This is a genomic window from Streptomyces sp. Ncost-T10-10d, assembly GCF_900091955.1.
Taxonomy (GTDB): domain Bacteria; phylum Actinomycetota; class Actinomycetes; order Streptomycetales; family Streptomycetaceae; genus Streptomyces.
Map to the genome: position 1 here is coordinate 1 of NZ_FMDF01000182.1, position 26,680 is coordinate 26,680.

Genomic DNA, 26,680 nt, shown 5'->3' on the forward strand with positions numbered 1-26,680 from the left:
GAACACCCTCAACACGATGGTGGACCAGCTCTCGAACTTTGCCGAGCAGGTGACGCGGGTCGCCCGTGAAGTGGGTACGGAAGGCATCCTCGGCGGCCAGGCCGAGGTGCAGGGGGTGTCCGGCACGTGGAAGGACCTCACTCAGTCCGTCAACGGCATGGCCAACAACCTGACCCTGCAGGTCCGTAACATCGCCGAGGTCACCACAGCGGTTGCCAAGGGCGATCTCTCCAAGAAGATCACGGTCGACGCCAAGGGCGAGATCCTCGAACTGGTCACGACCGTCAACACCATGGTCGACCAGCTGCTCAACTTCGCCGACGAGGTGACGCGGGTCGCCCGCGAGGTAGGTACCGAGGGCATCCTGGGCGGTCAGGCCAGGGTCCGCGGCGCGACGGGCATCTGGAAGGACCTGAGCGACAACGTCAACCTGATGGCCAACAACCTGACCAGTCAGGTGCGTAACATCTCCAGGGTCTCGTCCGCGGTCGCCAACGGCGATCTGACGAAGAAGGTCACCGTCGAGGCGCGCGGCGAGGTCGCCGAGCTCGCCGACACCGTCAACACGATGGTGACGACGCTGTCCTCGTTCGCCGACGAGGTGACGCGAGTCGCCCGCGAGGTGGGCACGGAAGGTGAGCTGGGCGGCCAGGCACGCGTTCCGGGGGTCTCCGGCACGTGGAAGGACCTCACCGAGTCCGTGAACTCGATGGCGTCCAATCTGACCGGGCAGGTGCGCCAGATCGCCACGGTCACCACGGCCATCGCCAAGGGCGACCTCACCAAGAAGATCGACATCGACGCCCGCGGTGAGATCCAGGAGCTGAAGAACACCATCAACACGATGGTCGACCAGCTGTCCTCGTTCGCCGAGCAGGTGACCCGGGTCGCCCGCGAGGTGGGCACGGAGGGGCAGCTGGGCGGCCAGGCCCGGGTCCGGGACGTCGACGGCACCTGGCGCGACCTCACCGAGTCCGTGAACGAGATGGCCGGGAACCTCACCCGTCAGGTGCGGGCCATCGCAGCCGTCGCCACCGCGGTGACCCGTGGCGATCTCAACCTCAAGATCGATGTGGACGCGGCCGGCGAGATCCAGGCCCTGCAGGACAACATCAATACGATGATCGCCAACCTGCGTGACACCACGGCTACCAACAAGGAGCAGGACTGGCTGAAGGGCAATCTCGCCCGGATCTCCGGTCTGATGCAGGGGCGGCGCGATCTCGACGACGTGGCCTCGCTGATCATGAGCGAGCTGACCCCGGTCGTCTCCGCGCAGCACGGTGCGTTCTTCCTGGCCATGCCGACCGGTGACACCGACGCGGTGGGATCGGACAGCGACAAGGACAGCTCGTACGAACTCTGTATGAGGGGCAGCTACGGATACTCGGCGGGATCGATGCCGACATCCTTCCGGCCCGGTGAGACACTCATCGGCACGGCGGCGGAGGAGAAGCGGACCATCCAGGTGGACAATGTTCCGCCGGGTTATCTGAAGATTTCCTCCGGGCTCGGTGAGGCACCGCCCGCGCATGTGATCGTGCTGCCGGTGCTCTTCGAGGGGAAGGTTCTCGGTGTGATCGAGCTGGCCTCCTTCCAGCCGTTCACCCATATCCAGCGGGACTTCCTCAATCAGCTCGCCGAGATGATCGCGACGAGCGTCAACACCATCAGCGTCAATACGAAGACCGAGAAGCTCCTTGAGCAGTCGCAGGAACTGGCAGAGCAATTGCGGGACCGTTCACAGGAGCTGGAGAACCGGCAGAAGGCACTTCAGGCCTCCAACGCCGAACTGGAGGAGAAGGCCGAGCTGCTGGCCCAGCAGAACCGGGACATCGAGGTCAAGAACACCGAGATCGAGGATGCCCGGCAGGTCCTGGAGGAGCGCGCCGAGCAGCTCGCGGTCTCGATGCGTTACAAATCGGAGTTCCTGGCGAACATGTCGCACGAGTTGCGTACCCCGCTCAACTCGCTGCTCATTCTGGCCAAGTTGCTCGCGGACAACGCCGAGGGAAATCTCTCGCCGAAGCAGGTGGAGTTCGCCGAGACGATCCATGGAGCCGGTTCCGATCTGCTTCAGCTGATCAATGACATCCTCGATCTGACGAAGGTCGAGGCGGGCAAGATGGACGTCAGTCCGACGCGGATCGCACTTGTCCAGCTGGTCGACTATGTGGAGGCGACATTCCGGCCGCTCACCGCGGAGAAGGGGCTCGATTTCTCCGTACGGGTCTCGCCGGAGCTGCCCGCCACACTGCACACGGACGAGCAGCGGCTGCTCCAGGTGCTGCGCAACCTCCTTTCCAACGCGGTGAAGTTCACCGACAGCGGGGCGGTGGAGCTGGTGATCCGGCACGCCAACGAGGATGTTCCGAACGCCATCCGTGAGCAGCTTCTGGAGGCCGGCTCGCTGCGTGATGCCGATGCCGATCTGATCGCCTTCTCGGTCACCGACACCGGTATCGGGATCGCGTCCAGCAAGATGCTGGTGATCTTCGAGGCGTTCAAGCAGGCGGACGGTACGACCAGTCGCAAGTACGGCGGTACGGGGCTCGGCCTGTCCATCAGCCGGGAGATCGCCCGGCTGCTGGGCGGCGAGATCCACGCGGCGAGCGAGCCCGGCCGCGGCTCGACGTTCACGCTCTATCTGCCGCTGCACCCGAGCGAGTTGCCGCCGCAGGGCTATCCGCAGATCGGTCCTGGGCCCATCGAGGCACACGGTGCCGCAGTCGGGGAAGGTCTGCTTCCGGAGCCCGGTCCGGGCGCCGACTCGACAGCCACCGCGCACGATTCGGCGGGTGCCGTCGGGCTGATGCGGCGTCGCCGCGTCACCCTGGGCAGCGCGGAGCGGCGGCCCGCGCTGCCGTCCCGCGTCGCCGCCCCGGCTGCTCCGCAGGAGCCGTGGACGCTTGCCGGGCAGGAGGAACCGGAGGCCCGCAGGACGTTCCGGTTCCACGGCGAGAAGGTGCTGATCGTCGACGACGACATCCGTAACGTCTTCGCGCTCACCAGCGTGCTGGAGCAGCACGGTCTTTCGGTCCTGTACGCGGAGAACGGCCGTGTGGGCATCGAAGTCCTGGAACAGCACGACGATGTGACGGTCGTACTGATGGACATCATGATGCCGGAGATGGACGGCTATGCCACGACGGCGGCGATCCGCAGGATGCCACAGTTCGCCGGGCTGCCGATCGTCGCGCTGACCGCGAAGGCCATGAAGGGGGACCGGGAGAAGGCGATCGAATCCGGCGCTTCCGACTATGTCACCAAGCCTGTCGATCCCGATCATCTTCTTTCTGTTATGGAGCAGTGGATGCGCGGAGAGTGATCATTAACTGAGAGAATTGCGATGAGTTGATGAGCGGCTGTGCTCGCAGGGGTGTGAGAAGGCGCTGTACGGGGAACCTTCTGGTCCCCCACCGCGTTTCTGTTGTGTGCACAGTGACATCGCGGTGACAGGGTGTGGTGACGGGCGGGGTGCGGCTACCATGACCGGCACAAGGACGGACGGCGTAAGGGAGTCGTCCCCTGGGGCGGCGCCCGGTGCAATTCCGGGGCGAGGAGGGCGGGCCGTGGTGCAGAAGGCCAAGATCCTCCTGGTCGATGACCGGCCGGAGAATCTGCTGGCGCTGGAGGCCATCCTCTCTGCGCTCGATCAGACACTGGTACGGGCATCGTCAGGGGAGGAAGCGCTCAAAGCGCTGCTCACGGACGACTTTGCGGTCATTCTGCTGGACGTCCAGATGCCGGGCATGGACGGTTTCGAAACCGCCGCGCACATCAAGCGGCGGGAACGGACCCGTGACATCCCGATCATCTTCCTCACCGCGATCAATCACGGTCCGCATCACACCTTCAGGGGTTACGCGGCGGGCGCGGTGGACTACATCTCGAAGCCGTTCGATCCATGGGTGCTTCGGGCCAAGGTTTCGGTCTTCGTCGAGCTCTACATGAAGAACTGCAAACTGCGCGAGCAGGCGGCGCTGCTTCGGCTCCAACTGGAGGGCGATGCCAACGGCAGCGCCGGCCACGAGAAGGAGCCCGCAGGGCTGCTGGCCGAGCTCTCGGCGCGGCTCGCGGCCGTCGAGGAGCAGGCCGAGGCGCTTTCCAAGCAACTCGACGACGAGTCGGCGGACGCCGCGGCGGTGGCCACCGCCGCCCATCTGGAACGCAAGCTGACCGGCTTGCGCCGAGCGCTCGACGCGCTGGAGCCCGGCACCGGCAGCGGCGCGGCAGTCCTTCCCTCGTAGCCCCGTACTGCCCCGCCACTCCATCGCGGGGAGCGGTCCGGCGGTTCGACCTCAGGTCGAGGGACGGACGGTTGCCGGGACGCCCGGCCCAACTGCCGTGCCGACTCGGCCGTTCGACGGTTCGGCAGCAGGGGCATCCAGCGGCGCGGCGGCGTGAGGACACGTCAGTTTCCTGCCTCTGTACAGCGACACGGTCGGGTGAAGCGGCAGGCACACGTGTTCACGGCCGTCGACACCGGTAACCTCGGCACCATGGCCTCACGTACGTCCGGCAAGGGTTCCCAGGGCACGGCGGGCACCGCGAAGCGCGTCGGCCGTACCGCGGGGCCGGCCAAGAAAGCCGCACCCGCGAAGAAGACCGCCGCGAAGAAGACCGCGCCCGCGAAGAAGGCCCCCGCCAAGAAGGCGGTGGCCAAAAAGGCGGCCGCGCCCAAACCGGCACCGTCGCCCACCGGCGGTGTGTACCGCCTGGCGCGCGCCGTCTGGCTCGGTGCGGCCCACGCCGTCGGTGCGATGTTCCGTGGCATAGGGCGCGGCGCCAAGGGCCTCGATCCCGCGCACCGCAAGGACGGCATCGCGCTGTTGCTGCTCGGTCTCGCGCTGGTCGTCGCTGCGGGCACCTGGTCGAATCTGCGCGGGCCCGTCGGCGACCTCGTCGAGATGCTCGTCACCGGAGCCTTCGGCCGGCTCGATCTGCTTGTACCGATACTGCTCGGCGCCATCGCCGTACGGCTGATCCTCTACCCGGAGAAGCCCGAGGCCAACGGCCGCATCGTCATCGGGCTCTCCGCCCTGGTCATCGGGGTGCTCGGACAGGTCCACATCGCGTGCGGATCGCCCGGCCGGGGAGACGGCACCACGGCGATGCAGAACGCGGGCGGACTCATCGGCTGGGCGGCATCCAAACCGCTGGTCTACACGATGGGCGAGGTCCTCGCCGTACCGCTGCTGCTCCTGCTCACCGTCTTCGGACTGTTGGTCGTCACCGCCACCCCGGTGAACGCCATTCCGCAACGGCTCCGGCTGCTCGGCACCAAGCTGGGCATCCTCGACCCGGTGTACGACCCCGACGCGGACGAGGAGAGCGACGACGAGCGCTACGACGAGCAGTGGCGCGAGGCGCTGCCCGCCCGCTCCCGCCGCTCCTCCGCACGCCGCTCGGAAGCGCCCGCGGAGTACGACCCCGACCAGGCGGAGGCCGACGCGCTCTCCAAGCGCAGCCGGCCGCGCAGGCCCTCCGTGCAGCCCAGGATGAACCGCACCATGGACGCGGTGGATGTCGCGGCCGCCGCGGCCGCCGCGCTCGACGGGGCCGTGCTCAACGGCATGCCTCCCTCGCCGATCGTCGCCGACCTCACCCAGGGTGTCTCCGTCGAACGCGAACGCCCGGGCACGCCGGTGCCGGGTGCCAGGGAGGGCGAACCCGCCGGCGGGGGAGGGAAGCCGGAGAGGGGGGTGGTGCCCTCCGGCGGCGTACCTGATCTGACGAAGCCCGCGCCCGACCGGTCGCAGTCCCAGCCGTTGCCCGCCCGCGCCGAACAGCTGCAGCTGTCCGGCGACATCACGTACTCACTGCCCTCGCTCGACCTGCTGGAACGCGGCGGGCCCGGCAAGACCCGCAGCGCCGCCAACGACGCGATCGTCGCGTCCCTGACGAACGTCTTCACCGAGTTCAAGGTCGACGCCGCCGTCACGGGCTTCACCCGCGGACCCACGGTCACGCGGTACGAGGTGGAGCTCGGCCCCGCGGTGAAGGTCGAGCGGATCACCGCGCTCGCCAAGAACATCGCATACGCAGTCGCCAGTCCCGACGTCCGGATCATCTCCCCGATCCCGGGCAAGTCGGCGGTCGGCATCGAGATCCCCAACACCGACCGGGAGATGGTCAACCTCGGCGATGTGCTGCGCCTCGCGGACGCCGCCGAGGACGACCATCCGATGCTGGTCGCGCTCGGCAAGGACGTCGAGGGCGGATATGTGATGGCCAACCTGGCGAAGATGCCGCACGTGCTGGTGGCCGGTGCGACCGGTTCCGGCAAGTCGTCCTGCATCAACTGTCTGATCACCTCGGTCATGGTGCGGGCGACGCCGGACGACGTACGGATGGTGCTGGTCGACCCCAAGCGGGTCGAGCTGACCGCGTACGAGGGCATCCCGCACCTGATCACGCCGATCATCACCAATCCCAAGCGCGCCGCCGAGGCCCTCCAGTGGGTCGTGCGGGAGATGGACCTCAGGTACGACGACCTCGCCGCGTTCGGGTACCGGCACATCGACGACTTCAACCAGGCCGTACGCAACGGCAAGGTCAAGCCGCCGGAGGGCAGTGAGCGCGAGCTCTCGCCGTACCCGTATCTGCTGGTGATCGTCGATGAGCTGGCCGACCTGATGATGGTCGCTCCCCGCGATGTGGAGGACGCCATCGTCCGTATCACCCAACTGGCCCGCGCTGCCGGTATCCACCTGGTGCTCGCGACCCAGCGGCCCTCGGTCGACGTCGTCACCGGTCTGATCAAGGCGAATGTGCCCTCCCGGCTCGCCTTCGCGACGTCTTCGCTGGCCGACAGCCGCGTCATCCTCGACCAGCCCGGCGCCGAGAAGCTCATCGGAAAGGGTGACGGTCTGTTCCTGCCGATGGGGGCCAACAAGCCCACCCGTATGCAGGGTGCCTTCGTCACCGAGGACGAGGTCGCGGCCATCGTCCAGCACTGCAAGGATCAGATGGCGCCGGTCTTCCGCGAGGACGTGGTGGTCGGTACCGCCAAGAAGAAGGAGATCGACGAGGACATCGGCGACGACCTGGATCTGCTCTGCCAGGCCGCCGAACTCGTCGTCTCCACCCAGTTCGGGTCCACCTCGATGCTTCAGCGCAAGCTGCGGGTCGGCTTCGCCAAGGCCGGCCGGCTGATGGACCTGATGGAGTCGAGGAACATCGTCGGGCCGAGCGAGGGATCCAAGGCGCGCGACGTCATGGTGAAACCGGACGAGCTGGACGGGGTGTTGGCATTGATCCGCGGGGAAACCGCTTCGTAGGAGAAGTACGGGCAACCGTTTCGTCGGGTCGTACGTCAAGTTGAAGGGAGGGGCGGCAAGATTGTCCTTCTCGGGGTGGCCCAGAGAATCGGACGGCGTTCGAGTCTGATGGCGTACAAAGTCCTTCCTCCCGGTTGCCCCACCCTTTCGTACCCCCCCTAGACTGAACACCCAGCAGGTGGCTCACGCTCGAAAGGCGCCCCCGTGTCCATCGGCAACTCCCCCGAAGACGACCGGCCTTCGATCGGTCGAGTGCTCCAGCAGGCTCGTATCGCCGCAGGTCTCACGGTCGAAGAGATCAGTTCGTCCACCCGGGTGCGCATCCCCATCGTGCACGCGATCGAAGAGGACGACTTCTCCCGCTGTGGCGGCGACGTGTATGCGCGCGGCCATATCCGTACCTTGGCGCGTGCCGTCGGGACCGATCCGGAACGGCTGGTTTCGCAGTACGACGCCGAGCACGGCGGCCGTCCCGCGCCCACACCCGCGGCGCCGCTGTTCGAGGCCGAGAGAATCCGTTCCGAACCCCGTCGGCCCAACTGGACGGCGGCCATGGTCGCCGCGATCGTCGCTGTCGTCGGTTTCGTCGGCTTCACCTTCTTCAAGGGCGGCGACGACAGCTCCCCGACCACACAGGTCGCGGAGGGCTCGACGCCCAACACGAAGAGCCCCAAGCCGAAGACCGACAAGCCCGTCGACCCCAAGCCGCAGCCCTCCGACAGTGCCATCGCCGCGGCACCCAGGGACAAGGTGACGGTGAAGCTCAGCGCCAGCCAGGGCAAGAGCTGGATCTCCGCCAAGGACCACAACGGGCGGCTGCTCTTCGACGGGCTGCTGCTGCAGGGCCAGTCCAAGACCTTCCAGGACCAGGAGCGGGTCGACCTCGTCCTCGGCGACGCCGGGTCCATCGAGCTCTTCGTGAACGGCAAGAAGGTCGAGGACAAGTTCCAGCCGGGCCAGGTCGAGCGGCTCTCGTACACGAAGGGCGACCCGGCGGTCGGCTGACCCGTACACGCACGTCACTCAAGCGGCATCAGCACACGGCGAGCGCCCGGCAATCCTGCCGGGCGCTCGCCGCTTTGTCACTCGGTGTGACGGCGGAACCCTGCACGGCAGGGCGAGTGCCGGGACAAAGTAGTCTTGAGCCCATGCCCGAACGCCGTACCGTCGCCCTTGTCACTCTTGGCTGCGCCCGTAACGAGGTGGACTCGGAGGAGCTCGCAGGCCGCTTGGCAGCGGACGGCTGGGAGCTCGTCGAGGATGCCTCCGACGCGGACGTCGCAGTCGTCAACACCTGTGGATTCGTCGAGGCCGCCAAGAAGGACTCCGTCGATGCCCTGCTCGAAGCCAATGATCTGAAGGACCACGGCAGGACCCAGGCCGTGGTCGCCGTCGGCTGCATGGCCGAGCGCTACGGCAAGGACCTCGCCGAGGCCCTGCCCGAGGCGGATGGCGTCCTCGGATTCGACGACTACGCCGACATCTCCGACCGCCTTCAGACCATCCTCAACGGTGGCATCCACGCCTCGCACACCCCGCGCGACCGTCGCAAGCTCCTGCCGATCAGCCCGGCCGAGCGGCAGGACGCCGCCGTGGCCCTGCCGGGGCACGCGCAGGAGGCCGCACCGGCCCCCGCTCCCGAGGACCTCCCGGACGGAGTCGCTCCGGTCTCCGGGCCGCGGGCGCCCCTGCGCCGCCGGCTGGGCACCAGCCCCGTCGCCTCGGTGAAGCTCGCCTCCGGCTGCGACCGCCGCTGCTCCTTCTGCGCCATCCCCTCCTTCCGCGGCTCCTTCATCTCGCGGCGCCCGTCGGACGTGCTGGGAGAGACCCGCTGGCTGGCCGAGCAGGGCGTGAAGGAGGTCATGCTGGTCTCCGAGAACAACACCTCGTACGGCAAGGACCTCGGCGACATCCGGCTGCTCGAGACGCTGCTGCCGGAGCTCGCCGACGTCGAGGGGATCGAGCGGATCCGGGTCAGCTATCTGCAGCCGGCGGAGATGCGGCCGGGCCTCATCGACGTACTGACCTCGACCCCGAAGGTCGCCCCGTACTTCGACCTGTCCTTCCAGCACTCGGCCCCCGGCGTGCTGCGGGCGATGCGCCGCTTCGGTGACACCGATCGCTTCCTGGAGCTCCTGGACACCATCCGTGGCAAGGCGCCGCAGGCCGGTGCCCGCTCCAACTTCATCGTGGGCTTCCCCGGGGAGACCGAGGCCGACCTGGCGGAGCTGGAGCGCTTCCTCACCGGCGCCAGGCTCGATGCCATCGGCGTCTTCGGCTACTCCGACGAGGAGGGCACCGAGGCGGTCGGTTACGAGAACAAGCTGGACGCCGACGTCATCGCGGAGCGGCTCGCGCATATCTCGCAGCTGGCCGAGGAACTGACCTCGCAGCGCGCCGAGGAGCGCCTGGGCGAGTCCCTGCAGGTGCTGGTCGAGTCCGTGGACGAAGAGGACGGTGCGGTGGGGCGCGCGGCGCACCAGGCCCCCGAAACGGACGGCCAGGTGCTCTTCACCGCACGCGAGGGCCTCGTGCCCGGCCGTATGGTCGAGGCAAAGGTTGTGGGCACCGAAGGAGTGGACCTGGTGGCCGAGTGTTCCGAAGTCGTGGAGGCGGCCAGATGACGGGAGTCCCGGCATCCGCGGCAGGCGGCTCCGGCGCGAAGCCGGTCCGCGGCGGCAAGCTGGGTACTGCGGCCGTCAACCAGGCCAGCCTGTGGAACATCGCCAATCTGCTCACCATGCTGCGGCTGGTGCTGGTGCCCGGCTTCGTGATGCTGCTCCTGCACAACGGCGGCTACGACCCGGCCTGGCGGTCGTTCGCCTGGGCGGCGTTCGCCATCGCCATGATCACCGACCTGTTCGACGGTCATCTCGCGCGCACATACAACCTGGTCACCGACTTCGGGAAGATCGCCGACCCGATCGCGGACAAGGCGATCATGGGTGCGGCGCTGATCTGTCTGTCGTATCTCGGTGATCTGCCCTGGTGGGTCACGGGTGTGATCCTCTTCCGCGAGATCGGCATCACACTGATGCGGTTCTGGGTGATACGGCACGCGGTAATTCCGGCCAGTCGCGGCGGGAAGATGAAGACTCTGGCGCAGGGGACGGCTGTCGGGATGTACGTCCTGGCGCTGACCGGTCCACTTGCCACCCTGCGCTTCTGGGTGATGGCGGTGGCCGTCGTGCTGACGGTCGTCACGGGGCTCGACTATGTGCGCCAGGCCGTCGTGCTGCGACGCCAGGGGCTCGCGGCCGAGCGGACTGCCGCGGAGGAGGCTGCTGGGGGGCCGGAGCCGCTGGGGCGTCCGCGGTACCTGCGGGGCCTTCCGCGGTATCAGCGGGGCCTGGGGTGTCCGGGGCCGCTGAGGGTGCGGAGCCGGTCTCCGGGGCCTCGGGTGCCCGTGGTTCGGCGGAGGCCGAGCGGTGACTGCCGCGGCCCGGGTGCTGGAGCTGCTCGTGGCGCGCGGTGAGACTCTTGCCGTCGCCGAGTCGCTGACCGGCGGTCTGGTCGCGGCGGAGCTGACCTCCGTACCGGGTGCCTCGAACTCCTTCCGCGGGTCCGTGACGGCGTACGCAACGCCCCTGAAGCGGGATCTGCTGGGTGTCGACGGCGTCCTCCTGGCGGAGCGTGGTGCGGTCGACCCGGAGGTGGCGCGGCAGATGGCGGCAGGTGTGCGCCGCGTTCTCGGGGCAGACTGGGGTATGGCCACCACCGGCGTTGCGGGCCCCGAGCCGCAGGACGGCAAACCCGTCGGCACGGTCTATGTTGCGGTGGCCGGGCCGGACGGCGCGGAGAATGTGAGCGCGCTGCGGTTGAACGGCGGGCGTGCGGACATCCGTAGAGAGAGTGTACGGAGCGTGCTGGCCTTGCTCTCCGCCGAACTCGGCAAGAATGCAAGCGCACAGGATACGGAACAGAACGGGGGGAATTGATGTTTGCAGCCCTGAGTGAACACGACATCGCTCCCCGCACGGCCGCGGCGCAAGGCGGTACGGTGGGGCGTGAAGGATGCGGCTACGCGGTCCGAGGAGGGAGCCACCGATGATTCTGCTCCGTCGCCTGCTTGGTGACGTGCTGCGTCGGCAGCGCCAGCGCCAAGGCCGTACTCTGCGCGAAGTCTCCTCGTCCGCCCGAGTCTCGCTCGGCTATCTCTCCGAGGTGGAGCGGGGGCAGAAGGAGGCATCCTCCGAGCTGCTCTCCGCTATTTGCGACGCGCTTGACGTACGGATGTCCGAGCTCATGCGTGAAGTGAGCGATGAGCTGTCGCTGGCCGAACTGGCCGAGTCGGCAGCAGCCAGCGATCCGGTGCCTGTGCCGGTACGTCCCATGCTCAATTCCGTCTCCGTGACGTCGGTGGCAGGTGTGCCGACGGGACGGGTGACCATCAAGGCGCCCGCGGAAGCGGTGGATGTCGTCGCCGCCTGACCCGCGAGGTCCGGTGTGAACCGGAGCCCCGGTCGGCCCCTCAAGGGGCGGCCGGGGCTTCTGCGTGGTCCGGGGTGGGTGGGCGTGGTCCGTTCTGGATGCGGCTGCGGAGTGTCTGGGTGAGACTGCGAGTAAGAAGCATTGATCAGGAGGATCACGGGCGGCCCGACATGGTCTGACGTGGCCTGACGTGCTTCGATGCGGCCTGCGCCGGGGTGCCTGAGTGCCTCTGGCCCGGGTGGAGCCGCGATCCGGAGCAAGCCCGGATGTTCCGGGCGGAGAGCGCACAACGGTCTGCGGCAGCGCACTGCGCGCCGGTGGTGCATCGGTGCGCCCTCCCGCCGGGCGAGCGGGCCGGACTAGGTTCGGCCGGAGGAGGCAGCCATGGTACGGCGATGGGTGCCGGCGCTCGTTCTCGGCGGGGTGTGGTGGTGGGCCGTGCTGCGGCTCGTGCTGGAACCGGCCCATGCGGGGCTTGTCGAGGGTGCGGTGGCGGCGGGCGGATGGGGGCTGAGCCTCCTGCCCGTGCATGTGGCCGCGACTGCTGGGCCGACGGGGGCGGGGCGGTGGTCCGCACTCGGGATGCGGTGTGCGGGTTGGTGGTCCGACACCGGGACGCGGTGCCTGGGGCGGTGGTCCGCACTTGGGATGCGGTCCGTGAATCGATGGTTTGCTGTTGGGATGCGGTGCGGTGGCCGGGCCTGGCGGACTACCAGGGCATGGCTACGCCGCCGTTCGGGCGGAGAATCTGACCGGTCATGAAGGCCGACGCATCGGATGCCAGATAGACCAGGGTGTGGGCGACGTCCTCGGGTTCACCTACCCGGCCGAGCGGGGAAATCCGCGCCATCGTGGCCTCCGCCCGTTGTTGTTGTTCCGCGTCGTGGCGGGCGGTCATGGGCGTACGGATCCAGCCCGGGGCGACGGCGTTGACGCGGATGGAATGAGGCCCCAGCTCGGTTGCGAGGGTCTTCGTCAGCTGGACGACTGCCGCCTTGGCCGCGCTGTAGCAGAGCAGCCCGGGGCTCGCGGCGTCGACCGCTCCCGAGGCCATGGTGATCAGTGAGCCGGGTGTGCCGCGCGCGATCATGCTGCGTGCAACTTCCTGACAGGCGTACAGAACGCCCTTGAAATTGACCGAGAGGACGCGATCGAGGTCGTCGTCCGCGGTCTCCAGGACGCTGCTCGTATGCATGATTCCGGCTACGGCGGCCAGGATGTCGAGGTTGCCCGCGGCGGCCACCGCGGCCTTGATCCGGCTGTGGTCGGTGACATCGAGGGTGTGGATGCGGGATGTGCCACCCGCTTCGGCGATCAGGTCCCGGGTCTCCAGCAGGCCCTTCTCGTCGCGGTCCGCGCAATGCACGGTGGCTCCCGCCGCTGCGAGCAGGATGGCGCCCGCGCGGCCGATGCCACCCGCCGCGCCGGTGACGAACGCGGAGCGGCCCGTGAGGTCGTACGCGGTAAGGGGCATGACCGGACGGTACGACCGTGTCTGACGGATCGTCAACTAGTGTGTGGGGCCCGATTGGCAGCGCGGGCACCAGTAGGTGGGACGGGCGTCCTGATCGGCTGTGCGGATGGGTGTGCCGCAGCGCAGGCAGGGGCGGTTCGTCCTGCCGTAGACCCAGAGCCGTTCGTTCGCGCCGTACCCGCGGGGCGCTGCGCTGGTGGTCGTGCGCATGGGGCGGTCTCGGTTGGCTTCGAGAAGCTGTTTGGCCGTGGTGACAAGACGGGCAGCGGTGGGGGCGGCCAGGTCGCCGATGGGGAGCCAAGGGGTCGCACGGGCCAGGAAGCAGAGCTCGGCCTTGTAGATGTTGCCGATTCCGGCCAGGTTGCGCTGGTCCAGGAGGGCCTCACCCAGGGGGCGGGCGGGATCGGTGAGCAGATTGCGCAGAGCGGTCTCGGCGTTCCAGTCGGGGCCCAGCAGATCGGGACCGAGATGACCGACCGCCTTCTCCTCGTCCCGGGTGCGGAGGAGTTCGAGGACGGGGAGCCGGTAGCCGACGGCGGTGTGTTCCGCGTTGGCGAGCACGGCGCGGATCTGGTGGGCAGGGCCGCCGCGCCAGCGCTCGCCCGGAGCATAGATGCGCCAGGCGCCGTCCATCCGCAGATGGCTGTGGAGGGTCAGGCCGCCCTCGATACGGGTGAGGAGATGCTTGCCGCGCGAGGTGACGTCCAGAACCGTCCGGCCGGTGAGGTCGGCGGTGGCCAACCGGGGGACGCGCAGGTCGGAGTGGGTGAGGACCCGGCCGGCGAGTGCGGTGTCCAGACGATTGGCGGTCTGCAGGACGGTGTCTCCTTCGGGCATGCCTCCATGATGCGGGGTCGGATGGGGAGTGTGGCGTGCTGTGCGGCGCGGGGTGGTGTTGGGGGCCGTCGGAGCGGCGTACGAGGCGTGAGGTGTACGGGTTGTTCAGGCGCGCAGGCGCAGTCCCCTCGGGGTGGCCAGGAATCCGGCCGCCTCCAGTGTGCGGCCGAGCGGGGAGGTCAAGGACGAGGCGCCGTTGGTGCGCTCCACCGTGACTGTGCCGAGCGCCCCCGTACGGGCGGCTGCCGCCAGTGCTCCGGCTGCCGCAAGAAGTGCCGGGTCCTCCGGGTCGGTGGGCCAGGCCAGCAGCGTCTTGCCGCCACGCTCCATGTACATCGCCAGTTCGCCGTCGACCAGTACCACCAGGGCACCTGCCTTGCGGCCGGGCTTGTGCCCGGCGCCGTCCGGAGGCTCGGGCCAGGGCAGCGCCGCGCCATAAGCATTGGCGGGGTCCGCCGCGGCGAGGACCAGGGCGTGGGGTGCGGCGCCCGGCTCCGTACGGTCGCGGGCGGTGGACGTGGCACGCAGCCGGTCGACCGCGCCGTCCATCGCGAACTGGGCCGCTCCCAGGCCCTCGACGACATAGCCGCGCCGGGCCTGCCCGTTGTCCTCGAAGGCGGAGAGGACGCGGTACGTGGCGGAGAAGCCGCCCTCGACGCCTTCGGCCTGGACCGCGCCGCGGGTCACCACCCCATGGCGGTCGAGGAGCGTGCGGGCCAGGGCGTGCGCACGGTGCGTGGGGTCGGGTTCGGTGGCGGGCAGCAGGGACCAGCGGCCCGAGACAGTAGGCGGTCCGGTGCGGGACACGGGCCGGGCGGCGGCGGTGAGTGAGCCGTAACGCCCGCGCGGGACACTCCGTTTGGCGCGGTGGGCGGTCGACCCTGCCGTGCGGCCGGAGCCGAGGAGCGAACGCAGCGGGGCGAGCGTGTCATTGGTGAGCCGTCCCGACCAGGCCAGGTCCCAGACTGCATCGGCCAGTTGCGGATCGGTGCAGTCCGGGTGGGTGGTGGCGCGGACGTGGTCGGCGATCTGCCGGAAGAACAGTCCGTATCCGCCGGTCAGAGCCGTCAGGACGGATTCGTGCAATGCGCTCAGTTCGAGCGGGTGCGGGGGCGGGAGGAGCAGAGGCGCGCTGTCGGCGAGGTAGAGGGACAGCCAGCCGTCCTTGCCGGGAAGGGCACCCGCACCGGCCCAGACGACCTCGCCGGTGGTGGTCAGCTCGTCCAGCAGCGCGGGGGAGTAGCCGGTGACCCGGCCCGGCAGGATCAGTTTCTCCAAAGCCGACGCCGGGACGGGCGCACCCTGCAACTGCTCGATGGCGCGGGCCAGTCCGTCGATGCCGCGCAGGCTGTTGTGGCCCACGTGCTGCCACTGCGGAAGGAAGCCGGCGAGGGCGGCCGGCGGGACCGGCTCCAGCTCATGACGGAGCGCGGCGAGCGAACGGCGGCGCAGCCGGCGCAGCACGGTGGCGTCGCACCACTCCTGGCCGATGCCGGCGGGGTGGAACTCGCCCTGGACGATCCGGCCGGTCGCGGCGAGCCGCTGCAGCGCGCCGTCCGTGACAGCGGTGCCGAGGCCGAAACGGGTGGCGGCCTCGGTGGAGGTGAACGGGCCGTGCGTACGCGCGTATCGGGCGAGGAGATCGCCGAGCGGGTCCTTCACCGGTTCGGTGAAAGCCTCGGGGACACCCACCGGGAGAGCGGTGCCCAGTGCGTCGCGCAGCCGTCCCGCGTCCTCGACCGCGGCCCAGTGGTCCGCTCCCCCGATCCGGACCTGGATGGCGCGGCGGGCGGCGGCCAGCTCCGGAGCCCAGGGCCTCTGGGCGCCGCGCTCGGCCAACTCCGCGTCGGTGAGCGGACCGAGGACCCGAAGGAGATCGGCGACCCCTTCGATGTCCTTGATCCGGCGGTCCTCGGTCATCCACTGGAGTTCCTGCGTCAGCTCGGTCAGGACATCGGCGTCGAGCAGTTCGCGCAGTTCTGCCTGGCCGAGGAGCTCGGCCAGGAGGTGGGAGTCGAGGGAGAGGGCGGCGGCCCGCCGCTCGGCGAGGGGCGAGTCGCCCTCGTACAGGAACTGGGCGACATAGCCGAACAGGAGCGAGCGGGCGAAGGGCGAGGGCTCCGGGGTGGTCACCTCGACCAGCCGGACACGGCGTGCTTCGAGGTCGCCCATGAGCTCCCTCAGCCCGGGGACGTCGAAGACATCCTGGAGGCATTCGCGGACCGCTTCCAGAACGATGGGGAAGGAGCCGAACTCGGAGGCGACCTGGAGGAGTTGTGCGGCGCGTTGGCGCTGCTGCCACAGCGGGGTGCGCTTGCCGGGGCTGCGTCGCGGCAGCAGCAGGGCGCGCGCCGCGCATTCGCGGAACCGCGAGGCGAACAGGGCTGATCCGCCTACCTGGTCGGTGACGATCTGGTTGATCTCGCCCTGGTCGAAGGTCACGTCCGCAGCGCCGACCGGCGGTTGTCCGCTGTCGTACGAGAGGCCCGGCAACGGTGCCGGAGCCTGGGCCGGGTCCTGCGCCGGATCGAAGTCCAGGAGGTCCAGGCCCATCAGGTCTGCGTCGGGCAGCCGCAGCACTATGCCGTCGTCGGCATGCATCACCTGGGCGTCCATGCCGTACCGCTCGGCGAGGCGGGCATTCAGCGCCAGCGCCCACGGGGCATGTACTTGCGCGCCGAACGGGGAGTGGACGACTACCCGCCAGTCACCCAGCTCGTCACGGAAACGCTCGACGAGGATGGTCCGGTCGTCCGGTACGTGACCGCAGGCGCGGCGCTGTTCGTCGATGTACGACAGGGTGTTGTCGGCGGCCCAGATGTCGAGACCGGCGGCGAGCAGACGCTGCCGGGCAGCTTCCTGGGACAGTCCGCCGATCTCGCGGAGGAACGCGCCGAGCGCACGCCCCAGCTCCAGCGGACGGCCCAGTTGATCGCCCTTCCAGAACGGCAGTCGGCCGGGAACGCCGGGGGCGGGCGACACCAGGACCCGGTCGCGGGTGATGTCTTCGATTCGCCAGGACGTGGTGCCCAGCGTGAAGACGTCGCCCACCCGGGACTCGTACACCATCTCCTCGTCCAGCTCGCCCACCCGGCCGCCGCCCTTCTTGGGGTCGGCGCCGGCGAGAAAGACCCCGAAGAGCCCGCGGTCGGGGATGGTCCCGCCGGAGGTGACGGCGAGTCGCTGGGCGCCGGGGCGGCCCGTGACCGTACCGGCCACCCGGTCCCAGACCACACGCGGGCGCAGCTCGGCAAAAGCATCGGACGGATAACGTCCGGCGAGCATGTCCAGAACGGCCGTGAATGCCGACTCCGGGAGCGAGGCGAAGGGGGCCGCGCGACGCGTCACAGCCAGTAGATCATCCACCTGCCACGTGTCCAGGGCGACCATGGCGACGAGCTGCTGGGCCAGCACATCCAAGGGGTTGGACGGGATCCGGAGCGCCTCGATGGACCCCTCGCGCATCCGCTCGGTGACCACGGCAGCCTGCACCAGATCGCCCCGGTACTTCGGGAAGACCACTCCGGTGGAGACCGCACCGACCTGGTGCCCGGCCCGGCCGACCCGTTGCAGTCCGGAGGCGACCGACGGCGGCGACTCCACCTGGACGACCAGATCGACCGCCCCCATGTCGATGCCCAGCTCCAGACTGGAGGTGGCGACCACGGCCGGCAGCCGGCCCGCCTTGAGGTCCTCCTCGACCTGGGCGCGCTGTTCCTTGGAAACCGAACCGTGGTGTGCACGGGCGAGGAGCGCGGGAGCGCCCTTCGCCGCGCCGGACTGGGCCATGATCTCGGCCGGGGAGTGTGCTTCCGGCAGCCTCGTGGCGGAGCCGTGTTCGTCGAGCACAGTGCCGGTGGCCCGCTCGTACGCGATCTCGTTGAGCCGGTTGCAGAGCCGCTCCGCGAGGCGGCGGGAATTGGCGAAGACGATGGTGGAGCGATGCTCCTGGACGAGATCGACGATGCGTTCCTCGACATGGGGCCAGATCGACGGCTTGTCCGCCTGGCCCGCCTGGTCCGTGTCCGTGGCGGGGGAGCCGCCGAGTTCGCCCAGATCCTCGACCGGCACGACCACCGACAGGTCGAACCGCTTGGTGGACGGCGGCTGGACGATCTCCACCTTCCGCTGCGGTGAGAGGAAGCGCGCCACCTCGTCGACCGGACGGACCGTCGCAGACAGGCCGATCCGCCGTGCGGGCCGCGGCAGCAGCTCGTCGAGACGTTCCAGCGATACGGCGAGATGGGCGCCCCGCTTCGTACCCGCCACGGCATGCACTTCGTCGAGAATCACCGTCTCGATGCCGGACAGCGCCTCCCGGGCGGATGAGGTCAGCATCAGGAACAGTGATTCGGGCGTGGTGATCAGGATGTCCGGTGGCCGGGTCGCCATCGAGCGGCGCTCGGCGGGCGGGGTGTCGCCGGAGCGGATTCCCACCCGGACCTCGGGCTCGGGCAGCCCGAGACGCACCGACTCCTGGCGGATGCCGGTCAGCGGTGAGCGGAGATTGCGCTCGACATCGACCGCGAGGGCCTTGAGGGGCGACACGTACAGCACGCGGCAGCGCTTCTTCGCCTCGGCGGGCGGCGGGACGGACGCAAGACCGTCCAGCGCGGCGAGGAACGCGGCCAGCGTCTTGCCGGAGCCGGTCGGCGCGACGACCAGCACGTCCGAGCCCTCGCCGATCGCGCGCCAGGCGCCTTCCTGCGCGGCGGTGGGCGCGCTGAAGGCACCCGCGAACCAGCTGCGGGTCGCAGGGGAGAACGAGTCGAGCGCAGAGCCGGCCATGTCCCCCATCGTGCACCCCGGCACTGACAACGGCTGTGACGGCCATCGGCGACCTCGCCGGGGAGCTGCGAGAATTCGTCCATGGCGGCAATACCGGAGTCGGGGCCGGGGGAGTGGGCGAGGCACTGGCAGTACGCGGAGTTGCCCGACCTCGATCTGCTGCGTGCCCGGTACGTGCGCCACACCTTCCCGCGCCACAGCCACGAGGGCTATGTCTTCGGCACCATCACCCGAGGGGTGGAAGACGTCGGGCTGCCCGGCGGCGCCGTCGTGCACGCGGGCCCCGGCGTCGTAGTCATGATCAATCCGGAGGTGCCGCACACCGCCCGCGCGGGTGTTCCGGAGGGCTGGGTGTACGCCACGCTGTACCCGTCCGCGCAGGTGATCAACGACATCGCGGCCGATACGACGAGTCTGCGCGGCACGGTCGGCTTCACCGAGACCAGCGTCATGGACCCGTACGCGGCCCGGCTGATCGGCGAGGTCCACCGTGCTGCCGAGGAGGGCAACGCCCTTGCCGCGGACACCGTGCTGCGGGTGATGGTCGCGCGGCTGCTGAGCCTGCACGGCAGCGCACTGCCCGCGCGCGTGCCCCGCTCGGCGGGTGCACGCGACGCGGCGCGGGCCCGCGCCGTGCTGGAGTGCAGGATGGCGGAGCCGCCCACCTTGGAGGCGCTGGCGGCGGAGCTCGGCACCAGCCCGTTCGCGCTGCTGAGGGCCTTCAAGAAGCAGTACGGGATGCCGCCGCACACCTGGCTCACCGATGCCCGGGTGCGGGCCGCGCGCCGGATGCTCGACGCCGGGAGTGCACCTGCGCAGGTGGCCGCCGAGGTCGGCTTCACCGATCAGCCGCATCTCAACCGTCACTTCACCCGGATCGTGGGAGTGCCACCCGGCGCGTACCGGCGCGAACGCGCAAGAACGTACAAGACCGGTCGCGATCTGCCCACGTAGCGTTCCGGTCGTGGCAGAACAGACGACACTCCCAGAAGACTTCGGCGAGGCAGCCGGCGCACCCCACGACAGCGCGACCGTCCCCGGGGCGCAGCCGGACGCCGTCGGGGCGAAGTCGGACTCGGCCGTCGTACGCGACGCGCTCGGTGTCGGCATAGCCGTCGGACTTTCCGGCTTCGCCTTCGGCGTGACCTCGGCCGGTTCCGGACTGAGCCTGTTGCAGACCTGTGCGCTCAGCCTCGCCGTCTTCACCGGGGCCTCGCAGTTCGCCCTCGTGGGTGCTCTCGCGGCGGGCGGCAACCCCTACACCGCGGCTGCCGGGGCCTTCTTCCTCGGCGTACGCAACTCGTTCTACGGCCTGCGGCTGTCGCAGCTGCTCGCTCTTCCACGCGCGCTCCGTCCCTTCGCCGCCCAGTGGGTCATCGACGAGACGACCGCCGTGACACTGCCGCAGCCCACCCGGCGAGCCGCACGGATCGGTTTCGCCGTGACCGGCCTCACCCTCTATGTGCTGTGGAACCTGACCACGCTGTTGGGGGCCCTCGGCGCCGAGGCGCTCGGCGACACCGACGCCTGGGGGCTGGACGCGGCATCGCCCGCCGTCTTCCTCGCCCTGCTCGCGCCGATGCTCAAAAGCACGACGGAACGCATCACCGCCGCACTCGCGGTTCTGCTCGCGCTCGGACTGCTGCCCGTACTGCCCGCAGGCGTCCCCGTCCTGCTGTCCGCGCTTGCCGCACCTGCCGTCCTCTTCCTGAGCGGACGCCGGAAAGGACAGAGCCGGGGCACGGCCACGGCGGAGGAGAACCGATGAACATCTGGATCGCCATCGCGCTGACCGCCGTCGGCTGCTACCTCGCCAAACTGCTCGGACTGCTGGTGCCTGCCGGTGTGCTGGAACGTCCGCTCGCGCAGCGTCTCGCCGCGCTGCTGCCCGTCGCGCTCCTGGCCGCCCTCACCGCGCAGCAGACGTTCGGCGACGGGCAGCACCTGACGCTGGACGCCAGAGGCGCGGGGCTCGCCGCGGCGGCGCTCGCACTGGTTCTGCGCGCGCCCTTCCTCGTGGTCGTAGGGGCCGCCGTGGTCGTCACTGCAGGGGTACGTGCCCTCGGACAGGCACCTTGGTGAGACACACGTGTAAGGGGCTCGATTCACGGGACCGAACCCCTTACCGCGTACTTGTCGCCCGTTCAGTGCACTGCGAGGCCCATCGGCGCGGCCTCCGCCACATCCGGCCGTGCCGCGTCCTTCTCCGGCCGGAGGAAGCGGACGGCGAGCTCGCCGGCCACCGCGACCAGCCCCGCCATCAGCAGATACGCCGAGAGGCAACCCGTGGGCACAAAGGCCGCCGCATCCACCATCCGGCCCGTGACGAGCGACGACAGAATCCCGGCGAGTGCATAGACGAAGGGCGGCGCGCCCAGCGCCACTCCGCGCGGCCCGGCCGGTGCGATCCGGGCGACGGCCGTCTGCGAGACGGTGAGGATCACATTCGTCAGCACCATCAGCGCGATCTTCACGCCCACCGGATCCACCCCGGCGAACACCGCGATCGACAATCCGGCCACGCACATCAGGAGACCGCCCCCGAGCCGACGGGCAGCCTGGCAGAACTCCGTTGCCGGGGCCGACGGCGTGTCCGCAGCCGGCTGACCGATACGGACGGCACATGCACGGCGACACGACTCGGGTGCGCGGAGGCACGGAGCACTGCACACAGAGCACGGGGCCGGGCCATGAGCCCGCTGCGCCGTCTTGACCACCGTTCTCAGTCGAGGCTGCGCCCATGGGCCCGCAGTGTCAGGAGCGCCTTGAGCGTCACGATGGGCCGCCCCTCCAGAGCCGTCCCAGGCGCCCACTGCCGCCAGTTCACCGGCCAGCCGCCGTCCGTCTGCTGCTGGGCCGCAAGATGGTCGAGCGAGCGGGCCAGCTCCTCCTCGGTGAACCAGCGGCGGGCGAGCGAATCGGGTGTACGGGCGTAGTCGTACGGGAAGTGCTGCTCGCCCGGTGCGTATCCGGCCGCCACCGGGTACTCCGCGCTCCTCTCCGGATCCAGCACGGCGAGCCGCTGTTCGCGCACCAGCCGCCCGAGCCGGTCGGCCGCCGCCTCCGCACGGGCCCGGTCCGGAGCGCCGTCGAGGAAGGCGAGCGCCGCCTCGATCTCGTACGGATGCGACTGCTCCAGAGCGTCGACCGCCGCCCAGCAGAAATCGGTGGCCCGGAACAGCCAGGCATGCCACACCGCATTGCGGTGCAGGAGCCCGACGACGGGTCCGGTGGTCAACAGTGCCGCGAGCGGGTCGTCGACGACCGGGATGAACGGCGCCGCCGGATAGCCGCGCTGCGATGGCAGGAGAGCGGGCAACGCCCCCTCCTTGGTGGACACCTCGGTCAGGAAGCGGCAGATCCGCTCCACTCGCAGCCCGCTGCAGCGGCCGATGGAGTCGAGGACGTTGAGTGCGTGCGCGGTGTGCAGCGGCTGACTGACAGGGCCACGCAGATCGGGTTCGAGTGCGTTCCCGTATCCGCCGTCCTCATTCAGATAGGCGGCGAGTGCGGTCTCCACGGCCTCCGTACTTCCTTTCAGGAAGTGATGGGCGAACCGCCGCTGTTCTAGGACACGGGCCGTGAGCCAGATGAACTGCTCGGCACGGTTGAGGGGACTTGTTCCGGTTCCAGCCATGGACCGACCGTAGGGCGGTAAGCGCTCTCGGCAAGACGTAGCGGCATGGCTGCACTCTCAGGAGCGGGATACTGAGGTCATGCGGTTGACGATTTTCTGGGAACGGATGGCGGACCACTTCGGCGCGGGATACGCCGATTCCTTCGCGCGCGATCATGTGATGGCCGAGCTCGACGGGCAGACGGTGCACCAGGCGCTGGCCGCGGGCTGGGAGGCCAAGGATGTCTGGCGCGGTGTCTGTACCGCGGTCGGCATCCCCGCCGACAAGCGCTGATCGGCGGCTCGTCAATGGCCGGACCTGTGATGTTGTCCGGGGCGGGGGGCTGTTTGTCACAGCCGTAGGCGAGACTGGAGCCGTGTCACCGACAGACGAGACAGCCCAGACCCAGACGCCTCTCACCCAGCCCGCCCCGCCGGTCCCGCCGTCCGGCTACCGGCCGAACCGTATGCCCGCGTGGCTGCCGCGTGCCATGGTGCTCGCCCTGGCGCTCTACGCCTGTTTCCAGCTCGGCAGCTGGGCGTTCGACCAGCTCATCGGGCTGCTGATCAATGTGCTGATCGCGTTCTTCCTGGCGCTCGCCATAGAGCCCGCGGTGAGCCGGATGTCGTCGCGCGGCATGCGTCGCGGCCTCGCCACTTTCCTGGTCTTCCTCGCCGTGCTGATAGCGGCAGCCGGTTTCGTCGTGCTGCTCGGCTCGATGCTCGCGGGCCAGATCGTCGACATGGTCGAGGAGTTCCCGAAGTATCTGGACTCGGTGATCAACTGGGTCAACCAGAGCTTCCACACCGAGCTCTCCCGGGTCGAGGTTCAGGACAGTGTGCTGCACTCCGACTGGCTGCAGAAGTACGTCCAGAACAGCGCGACCGGAGTGCTCGACATCTCCACCACCGTGCTCGGCGGGCTGTTCCGTCTTCTGACGATCTTCCTGTTCTCGTTCTACTTCGCCGCCGACGGTCCCAGACTGCGGCGCGCCCTGTGCTCCGTACTGCCACCCGCCAAGCAGGCCGAGGTCCTGCGGGCCTGGGAGATCGCGGTCGACAAGACCGGCGGCTACCTCTACTCGCGCGGTCTGATGGCACTCGTCTCCGGGATCGCGCACTACATCCTGCTGGTGATCCTCGGTGTTCCGTACGCGCCCGCGCTTGCCATCTGGGTCGGACTGGTCTCCCAGTTCATCCCCACGATCGGTACGTATCTGGCAGGCGCCCTGCCCATGCTGATCGCGTTCACCGTCGACCCCTGGTACGCGCTGTGGGTGCTCGGATTCGTCGTGGTCTACCAGCAGTTCGAGAACTATGCGCTGCAGCCCAAGCTCACCTCCAGGACCGTCGACATCCATCCGGCGGTCGCGTTCGGATCGGTCATCGTGGGCACGGCCTTGATGGGGGCCGTGGGTGCGTTGATCGCGATCCCGGCCGTCGCCACGCTCCAGGCGTTCCTCGGCGCCTACGTGAAGCGGTACGACGTGACGGACGACCCGCGGGTGCACGGCCGTCACCAGCAACGAGGTGAGCCGGTACTCATGCGACTGCGCCGGTCCTGGCGGACTGCCGGGAGCAATGAGGGCCGGGGCGGACAGGACGGCGCCGGGGAGCATCCGGAACGTGCCTGACCGGCTCGGTGGCGGGGGCTGGTCTCAGCGATAGCCCGTTACGTCGTCCGGCCGGGGGCCTGGACCTCGGTGGCATATCTCCAGGCATCGGGCCGGGAGAGTGCGCGATCACGTCACGCCAGTTCGCCTCAGTGACACCGTGGGCCTCCAGCACGGCTTCGGACCGCAGCCGGCCGGGCGTGAGGGGCATGAAACGGTCGCACCATGGGACGCCACGAGTGCGCCGACCTCCTCGGGCATCGGATGGTCCACCCCAACCGGGATTCCGTGGCCGCCGGCCTCGTCCACGAGCAGCCGTCTCCTTGATGCTCTCGGGGCGGTTCATCTCCGAGCGCTGCGACCCGCTCGCCCGCCCCGTGACGTGGACGGTCGCTCCGGTCGCACCCAGTGGAACAGCGATGCCGCGTAGGCCCGCACCCCGCGTCGCCCCCGCCACCAGAGCCACCTTTCCTGCCGCTTATGTCCCTATGTGGCAGGAATTCGGCATGGTGTCGATCGGTGATCTTGACTCCGCCGAGGGTGGGGTGCTAGGGCGCTACGCTGGGGGCAGTTCGGTCCGCCGCGGTGTGCTTGACACCAAAATCGAACATCCATTCTCATGGGATTCCGGCCGGGTTTTCCCGGGCCCGACCGTGGAGTTGTCCACAGGCCGGGAGGACGTCGAGGCCCATTGTCAGTGGCAGGGGTTAGCGTCTTTGACGTGAAGCGATCGACTCAAGCAAATCGGGTGGAACCCATGGCAGGAACCGACCGCGAGAAGGCGCTGGACGCCGCACTCGCACAGATTGAACGGCAATTCGGCAAGGGCGCGGTGATGCGCCTCGGTGAGCGGCCGAACGAGCCCATCGAGGTGATCCCCACCGGGTCGACTGCCCTCGACGTGGCCCTCGGCGTCGGCGGTCTGCCGCGCGGCCGTGTGGTGGAGGTGTACGGACCGGAGTCCTCCGGTAAGACGACGCTGACGCTGCACGCGGTGGCGAATGCGCAGAAGCTCGGCGGCTCGGTGGCCTTCATCGACGCGGAGCACGCCCTCGACCCCGAGTACGCGAAGAAGCTCGGCGTCGACATCGACAGCCTCATCCTGTCCCAGCCGGACAACGGTGAGCAGGCCCTCGAAATCGTGGACATGCTGGTCCGCTCCGGCGCCCTCGACCTGATCGTCATCGACTCCGTCGCGGCGCTCGTGCCGCGTGCGGAGATCGAGGGCGAGATGGGCGACTCGCACGTGGGTCTGCAGGCCCGCCTGATGAGCCAGGCACTCCGCAAGATCACCAGCGCGCTCAACCAGTCCAAGACCACCGCGATCTTCATCAACCAGCTCCGCGAGAAGATCGGTGTGATGTTCGGCTCGCCGGAGACCACGACCGGTGGCCGGGCCCTCAAGTTCTACGCCTCGGTGCGCCTCGACATCCGCCGGATCGAGACGCTGAAGGACGGTACCGACGCCGTCGGTAACCGCACCCGGGTCAAGGTTGTGAAGAACAAGGTCGCGCCGCCCTTCAAGCAGGCCGAGTTCGACATCCTCTACGGCCAGGGCATCAGCCGCGAGGGCGGTCTGATCGACATGGGCGTGGAGCACGGCTTCGTCCGAAAGGCGGGCGCCTGGTACACGTACGAGGGCGACCAGCTCGGCCAGGGCAAGGAGAACGCCCGTAACTTCCTCAAGGACAACCCCGATCTCGCCAATGAGATCGAGAAGAAGATCCTTGAGAAGCTGGGCGTCGGCGTCAGGCCCGATGCCAACGCCGCCGAGCCCGGTGCGGATACGGCGGGCGGCGCCGCCGCTTCGGCCGACAGCGCGAAGTCGGTGCCCGCTCCGGCCGGCAAGGCCAAGCCGGCCAAGACCGCGGCGGCCAAGAGCTAGACCGTGACGCGTCGTACGGAGTGGCCGGTCAGCGCCACCGACCATGGCGCCGGTCCCGGCCCCGAATTCGCCGCAGGACACACGACCGAGTCCGAGGGCGCGTACGAGCCGGAGGCCGGCCACGGCACCGGCTCGGGCGCCGGATTCGGTGAGGGGGCGGGTCGCCGTGCCCGCTCCCGCTCCAGGAGCAGCGGCTCCCCTTCCTCGTCGAGGGCCGAGAAGGGGGAGCCGCGAGACCCGGTCGAGCAGGCGCGCAACATCTGTCTGCGGCTGCTCACCGGGACCCCGCGCACCCGGAAGCAGCTTGCGGATGCCCTGCGCAAGCGGGAGATCCCGGATGAGGCGGCCGAAGAAGTGCTGTCGCGCTTCGAGGATGTCGGGCTGATCGACGATGCCGCGTTCGCGGACGCCTGGGTGGAGTCCCGGCACCACGGCAGAGGACTGGCCCGCCGCGCACTTGTCCGTGAGCTGCGCACCAAGGGGGTGGATTCCGCCGTGATCGACGAGGCTGTCGGGCAGCTCGACTCGGAGCAGGAGGAGGCGACAGCCCGAGAGCTGGTCGCGCGCAAGCTGCGCTCCACTCGCGGCCTGGACCGCGACAAGCGGCTGCGCCGCCTTGCGGGCATGCTCGCCCGCAAGGGGTACGGGGAAGGCATGGCCCTGCGCGTGGTGCGGCAGGCGCTGGAAGAAGAGGGCGAGGACACGGAAGGCCTGGACGAGCCCTTCTGACCGGGCCCGTACCGGGCGGGGGCG

21 protein-coding genes and 1 pseudogene are annotated in these 26,680 nt (G+C 69.3%); 16 read left to right on the plus strand and 6 right to left on the minus strand.

What is annotated here, in order from left to right; genetic code table 11:
* The 9 genes from GA0115254_RS32575 to GA0115254_RS47940 all read left to right on the plus strand — a co-directional run.
* On the plus strand, window positions 1-3,328 hold a 3,328-nt coding region (locus GA0115254_RS32575; RefSeq protein ID WP_141720954.1), incomplete at its 5' end, for a HAMP domain-containing protein.
* A 244-nt stretch (window positions 3,329-3,572) separates the two neighbouring features.
* Window positions 3,573-4,250 (plus strand): response regulator, encoded by a 678-nt coding sequence (locus tag GA0115254_RS32580; RefSeq protein WP_093898868.1) that lies wholly within the window; start codon window positions 3,573-3,575, stop codon window positions 4,248-4,250.
* A 252-nt stretch (window positions 4,251-4,502) separates the two neighbouring features.
* On the plus strand, window positions 4,503-7,283 hold the full coding sequence (locus GA0115254_RS32585) for a DNA translocase FtsK (protein WP_093899043.1): 2,781 nt from the start codon (window positions 4,503-4,505) through the stop codon (window positions 7,281-7,283).
* A gap of 204 nt (window positions 7,284-7,487) precedes the next feature.
* A complete protein-coding gene (locus GA0115254_RS32590; protein WP_093898869.1) occupies window positions 7,488-8,288 on the plus strand; it encodes a helix-turn-helix domain-containing protein in 801 nt (266 codons plus the stop codon).
* A gap of 143 nt (window positions 8,289-8,431) precedes the next feature.
* Window positions 8,432-9,907: a 30S ribosomal protein S12 methylthiotransferase RimO gene (gene rimO, locus GA0115254_RS32595; RefSeq protein ID WP_093898870.1), complete on the plus strand. Its 1,476-nt coding sequence runs from the start codon at window positions 8,432-8,434 to the stop codon at window positions 9,905-9,907.
* Window positions 9,904-10,758 (plus strand): CDP-diacylglycerol--glycerol-3-phosphate 3-phosphatidyltransferase, encoded by an 855-nt coding sequence (pgsA, locus tag GA0115254_RS32600; RefSeq protein WP_370740981.1) that lies wholly within the window; start codon window positions 9,904-9,906, stop codon window positions 10,756-10,758. The genes rimO and pgsA overlap by 4 nt, the downstream gene beginning before the upstream one ends.
* A complete protein-coding gene (locus GA0115254_RS32605) occupies window positions 10,712-11,221 on the plus strand; it encodes a CinA family protein (RefSeq protein ID WP_093898871.1) in 510 nt (169 codons plus the stop codon). The genes pgsA and GA0115254_RS32605 overlap by 47 nt, the downstream gene beginning before the upstream one ends.
* Window positions 11,222-11,330: 109 nt before the next feature.
* Window positions 11,331-11,714 carry a helix-turn-helix domain-containing protein gene (locus GA0115254_RS32610; RefSeq protein ID WP_018105285.1) on the plus strand — a complete coding sequence of 128 codons (384 nt, stop codon included), beginning with the start codon at window positions 11,331-11,333 and terminating at the stop codon, window positions 11,712-11,714.
* A 384-nt stretch (window positions 11,715-12,098) separates the two neighbouring features.
* The gene (locus GA0115254_RS47940; protein ID WP_093898872.1) at window positions 12,099-12,476 is read left to right on the plus strand and encodes a hypothetical protein; all 378 of its coding nucleotides are present in this window, start codon (window positions 12,099-12,101) and stop codon (window positions 12,474-12,476) included.
* Here the strand turns inward: GA0115254_RS47940 and GA0115254_RS32620 are convergent.
* The 3 genes from GA0115254_RS32620 to GA0115254_RS32630 form a co-directional block, all read right to left on the minus strand.
* Window positions 12,424-13,188, minus strand: a complete 765-nt coding sequence (locus GA0115254_RS32620) for an SDR family NAD(P)-dependent oxidoreductase (protein ID WP_093898873.1) — start codon at window positions 13,186-13,188, stop codon at window positions 12,424-12,426. The genes GA0115254_RS47940 and GA0115254_RS32620 overlap by 53 nt on opposite strands.
* Before the next feature lie 36 nt (window positions 13,189-13,224).
* Window positions 13,225-14,025 carry a DNA-formamidopyrimidine glycosylase family protein gene (locus tag GA0115254_RS32625; RefSeq protein WP_093898874.1) on the minus strand — a complete coding sequence of 267 codons (801 nt, stop codon included), beginning with the start codon at window positions 14,023-14,025 and terminating at the stop codon, window positions 13,225-13,227.
* 105 nt (window positions 14,026-14,130) lie between these two features.
* Window positions 14,131-18,813, minus strand: a complete 4,683-nt coding sequence (locus GA0115254_RS32630; RefSeq protein ID WP_093898875.1) for an Lhr family helicase — start codon at window positions 18,811-18,813, stop codon at window positions 14,131-14,133.
* Between the two features lie 81 nt (window positions 18,814-18,894).
* Here GA0115254_RS32630 and GA0115254_RS32635 point away from each other — a divergent pair, with 81 nt between their 5' ends.
* From GA0115254_RS32635 to GA0115254_RS32645, 3 genes are read left to right on the plus strand one after another with little or no spacing between them, the layout of a single operon-like run.
* Window positions 18,895-19,767 (plus strand): helix-turn-helix transcriptional regulator, encoded by an 873-nt coding sequence (locus GA0115254_RS32635; protein WP_093898876.1) that lies wholly within the window; start codon window positions 18,895-18,897, stop codon window positions 19,765-19,767.
* Between the two features lie 10 nt (window positions 19,768-19,777).
* Complete coding sequence (locus GA0115254_RS32640) at window positions 19,778-20,581, plus strand: AzlC family ABC transporter permease (RefSeq protein ID WP_256102895.1); 804 nt, start codon at window positions 19,778-19,780, stop codon at window positions 20,579-20,581.
* Window positions 20,578-20,895 (plus strand): AzlD domain-containing protein, encoded by a 318-nt coding sequence (locus tag GA0115254_RS32645; protein ID WP_093898877.1) that lies wholly within the window; start codon window positions 20,578-20,580, stop codon window positions 20,893-20,895. The genes GA0115254_RS32640 and GA0115254_RS32645 overlap by 4 nt, the downstream gene beginning before the upstream one ends.
* Before the next feature lie 62 nt (window positions 20,896-20,957).
* Here the strand turns inward: GA0115254_RS32645 and GA0115254_RS32650 are convergent, their stop codons facing one another.
* On the minus strand, window positions 20,958-21,335 hold the full coding sequence (locus GA0115254_RS32650) for a hypothetical protein (protein ID WP_093898878.1): 378 nt from the start codon (window positions 21,333-21,335) through the stop codon (window positions 20,958-20,960).
* Window positions 21,336-21,535: 200 nt separating this feature from the next.
* Window positions 21,536-22,450 carry a hypothetical protein gene (locus GA0115254_RS32655; protein WP_093898879.1) on the minus strand — a complete coding sequence of 305 codons (915 nt, stop codon included), beginning with the start codon at window positions 22,448-22,450 and terminating at the stop codon, window positions 21,536-21,538.
* A gap of 79 nt (window positions 22,451-22,529) precedes the next feature.
* On the opposite strand from GA0115254_RS32655, the gene GA0115254_RS32660 reads away from it, so the two are divergent.
* Window positions 22,530-22,724 (plus strand): DUF3046 domain-containing protein, encoded by a 195-nt coding sequence (locus GA0115254_RS32660; RefSeq protein WP_093898880.1) that lies wholly within the window; start codon window positions 22,530-22,532, stop codon window positions 22,722-22,724.
* Between the two features lie 172 nt (window positions 22,725-22,896).
* Window positions 22,897-24,063, plus strand: a complete 1,167-nt coding sequence (locus tag GA0115254_RS32665) for an AI-2E family transporter (RefSeq protein ID WP_093898881.1) — start codon at window positions 22,897-22,899, stop codon at window positions 24,061-24,063.
* Window positions 24,064-24,276: 213 nt separating this feature from the next.
* Here GA0115254_RS32665 and GA0115254_RS46800 read toward each other — a convergent pair.
* Window positions 24,277-24,508, minus strand: a pseudogene (locus tag GA0115254_RS46800) (short-chain dehydrogenase); the annotation flags it as partial.
* Between the two features lie 291 nt (window positions 24,509-24,799).
* Between GA0115254_RS46800 and recA the strand changes: the two are divergent.
* Window positions 24,800-25,927 carry a recombinase RecA gene (gene recA, locus GA0115254_RS32675; RefSeq protein WP_093898882.1) on the plus strand — a complete coding sequence of 376 codons (1,128 nt, stop codon included), beginning with the start codon at window positions 24,800-24,802 and terminating at the stop codon, window positions 25,925-25,927.
* Between the two features lie 3 nt (window positions 25,928-25,930).
* Complete coding sequence (recX, locus tag GA0115254_RS32680; protein WP_093898883.1) at window positions 25,931-26,656, plus strand: recombination regulator RecX; 726 nt, start codon at window positions 25,931-25,933, stop codon at window positions 26,654-26,656.
* The last annotated feature ends 24 nt before the right edge of the window (window positions 26,657-26,680 follow it).

Excerpts from the sequence above, each read along its gene's own strand:
- GA0115254_RS32655 (WP_093898879.1), bottom strand. The coding sequence starts at position 22,450 with ATGGCTGGAACCGGAACAAGTCCCCTCAACCGTGCCGAGCAGTTCATC.
- GA0115254_RS32635 (WP_093898876.1), top strand. The coding sequence starts at position 18,895 with ATGGCGGCAATACCGGAGTCGGGGCCGGGGGAGTGGGCGAGGCACTGG.
- GA0115254_RS32625 (WP_093898874.1), bottom strand. The coding sequence starts at position 14,025 with ATGCCCGAAGGAGACACCGTCCTGCAGACCGCCAATCGTCTGGACACC.
- GA0115254_RS32610 (WP_018105285.1), top strand. The coding sequence starts at position 11,331 with ATGATTCTGCTCCGTCGCCTGCTTGGTGACGTGCTGCGTCGGCAGCGC.
- GA0115254_RS32660 (WP_093898880.1), top strand. The coding sequence starts at position 22,530 with ATGCGGTTGACGATTTTCTGGGAACGGATGGCGGACCACTTCGGCGCG.
- rimO (WP_093898870.1), top strand. The coding sequence starts at position 8,432 with ATGCCCGAACGCCGTACCGTCGCCCTTGTCACTCTTGGCTGCGCCCGT.
- GA0115254_RS32620 (WP_093898873.1), bottom strand. The coding sequence starts at position 13,188 with ATGCCCCTTACCGCGTACGACCTCACGGGCCGCTCCGCGTTCGTCACC.
- pgsA (WP_370740981.1), top strand. The coding sequence starts at position 9,904 with ATGACGGGAGTCCCGGCATCCGCGGCAGGCGGCTCCGGCGCGAAGCCG.
- recA (WP_093898882.1), top strand. The coding sequence starts at position 24,800 with ATGGCAGGAACCGACCGCGAGAAGGCGCTGGACGCCGCACTCGCACAG.
- GA0115254_RS32665 (WP_093898881.1), top strand. The coding sequence starts at position 22,897 with ATGCCCGCGTGGCTGCCGCGTGCCATGGTGCTCGCCCTGGCGCTCTAC.
- GA0115254_RS32645 (WP_093898877.1), top strand. The coding sequence starts at position 20,578 with ATGAACATCTGGATCGCCATCGCGCTGACCGCCGTCGGCTGCTACCTC.
- GA0115254_RS47940 (WP_093898872.1), top strand. The coding sequence starts at position 12,099 with ATGGTACGGCGATGGGTGCCGGCGCTCGTTCTCGGCGGGGTGTGGTGG.
- GA0115254_RS32585 (WP_093899043.1), top strand. The coding sequence starts at position 4,503 with ATGGCCTCACGTACGTCCGGCAAGGGTTCCCAGGGCACGGCGGGCACC.
- GA0115254_RS32630 (WP_093898875.1), bottom strand. The coding sequence starts at position 18,813 with ATGGCCGGCTCTGCGCTCGACTCGTTCTCCCCTGCGACCCGCAGCTGG.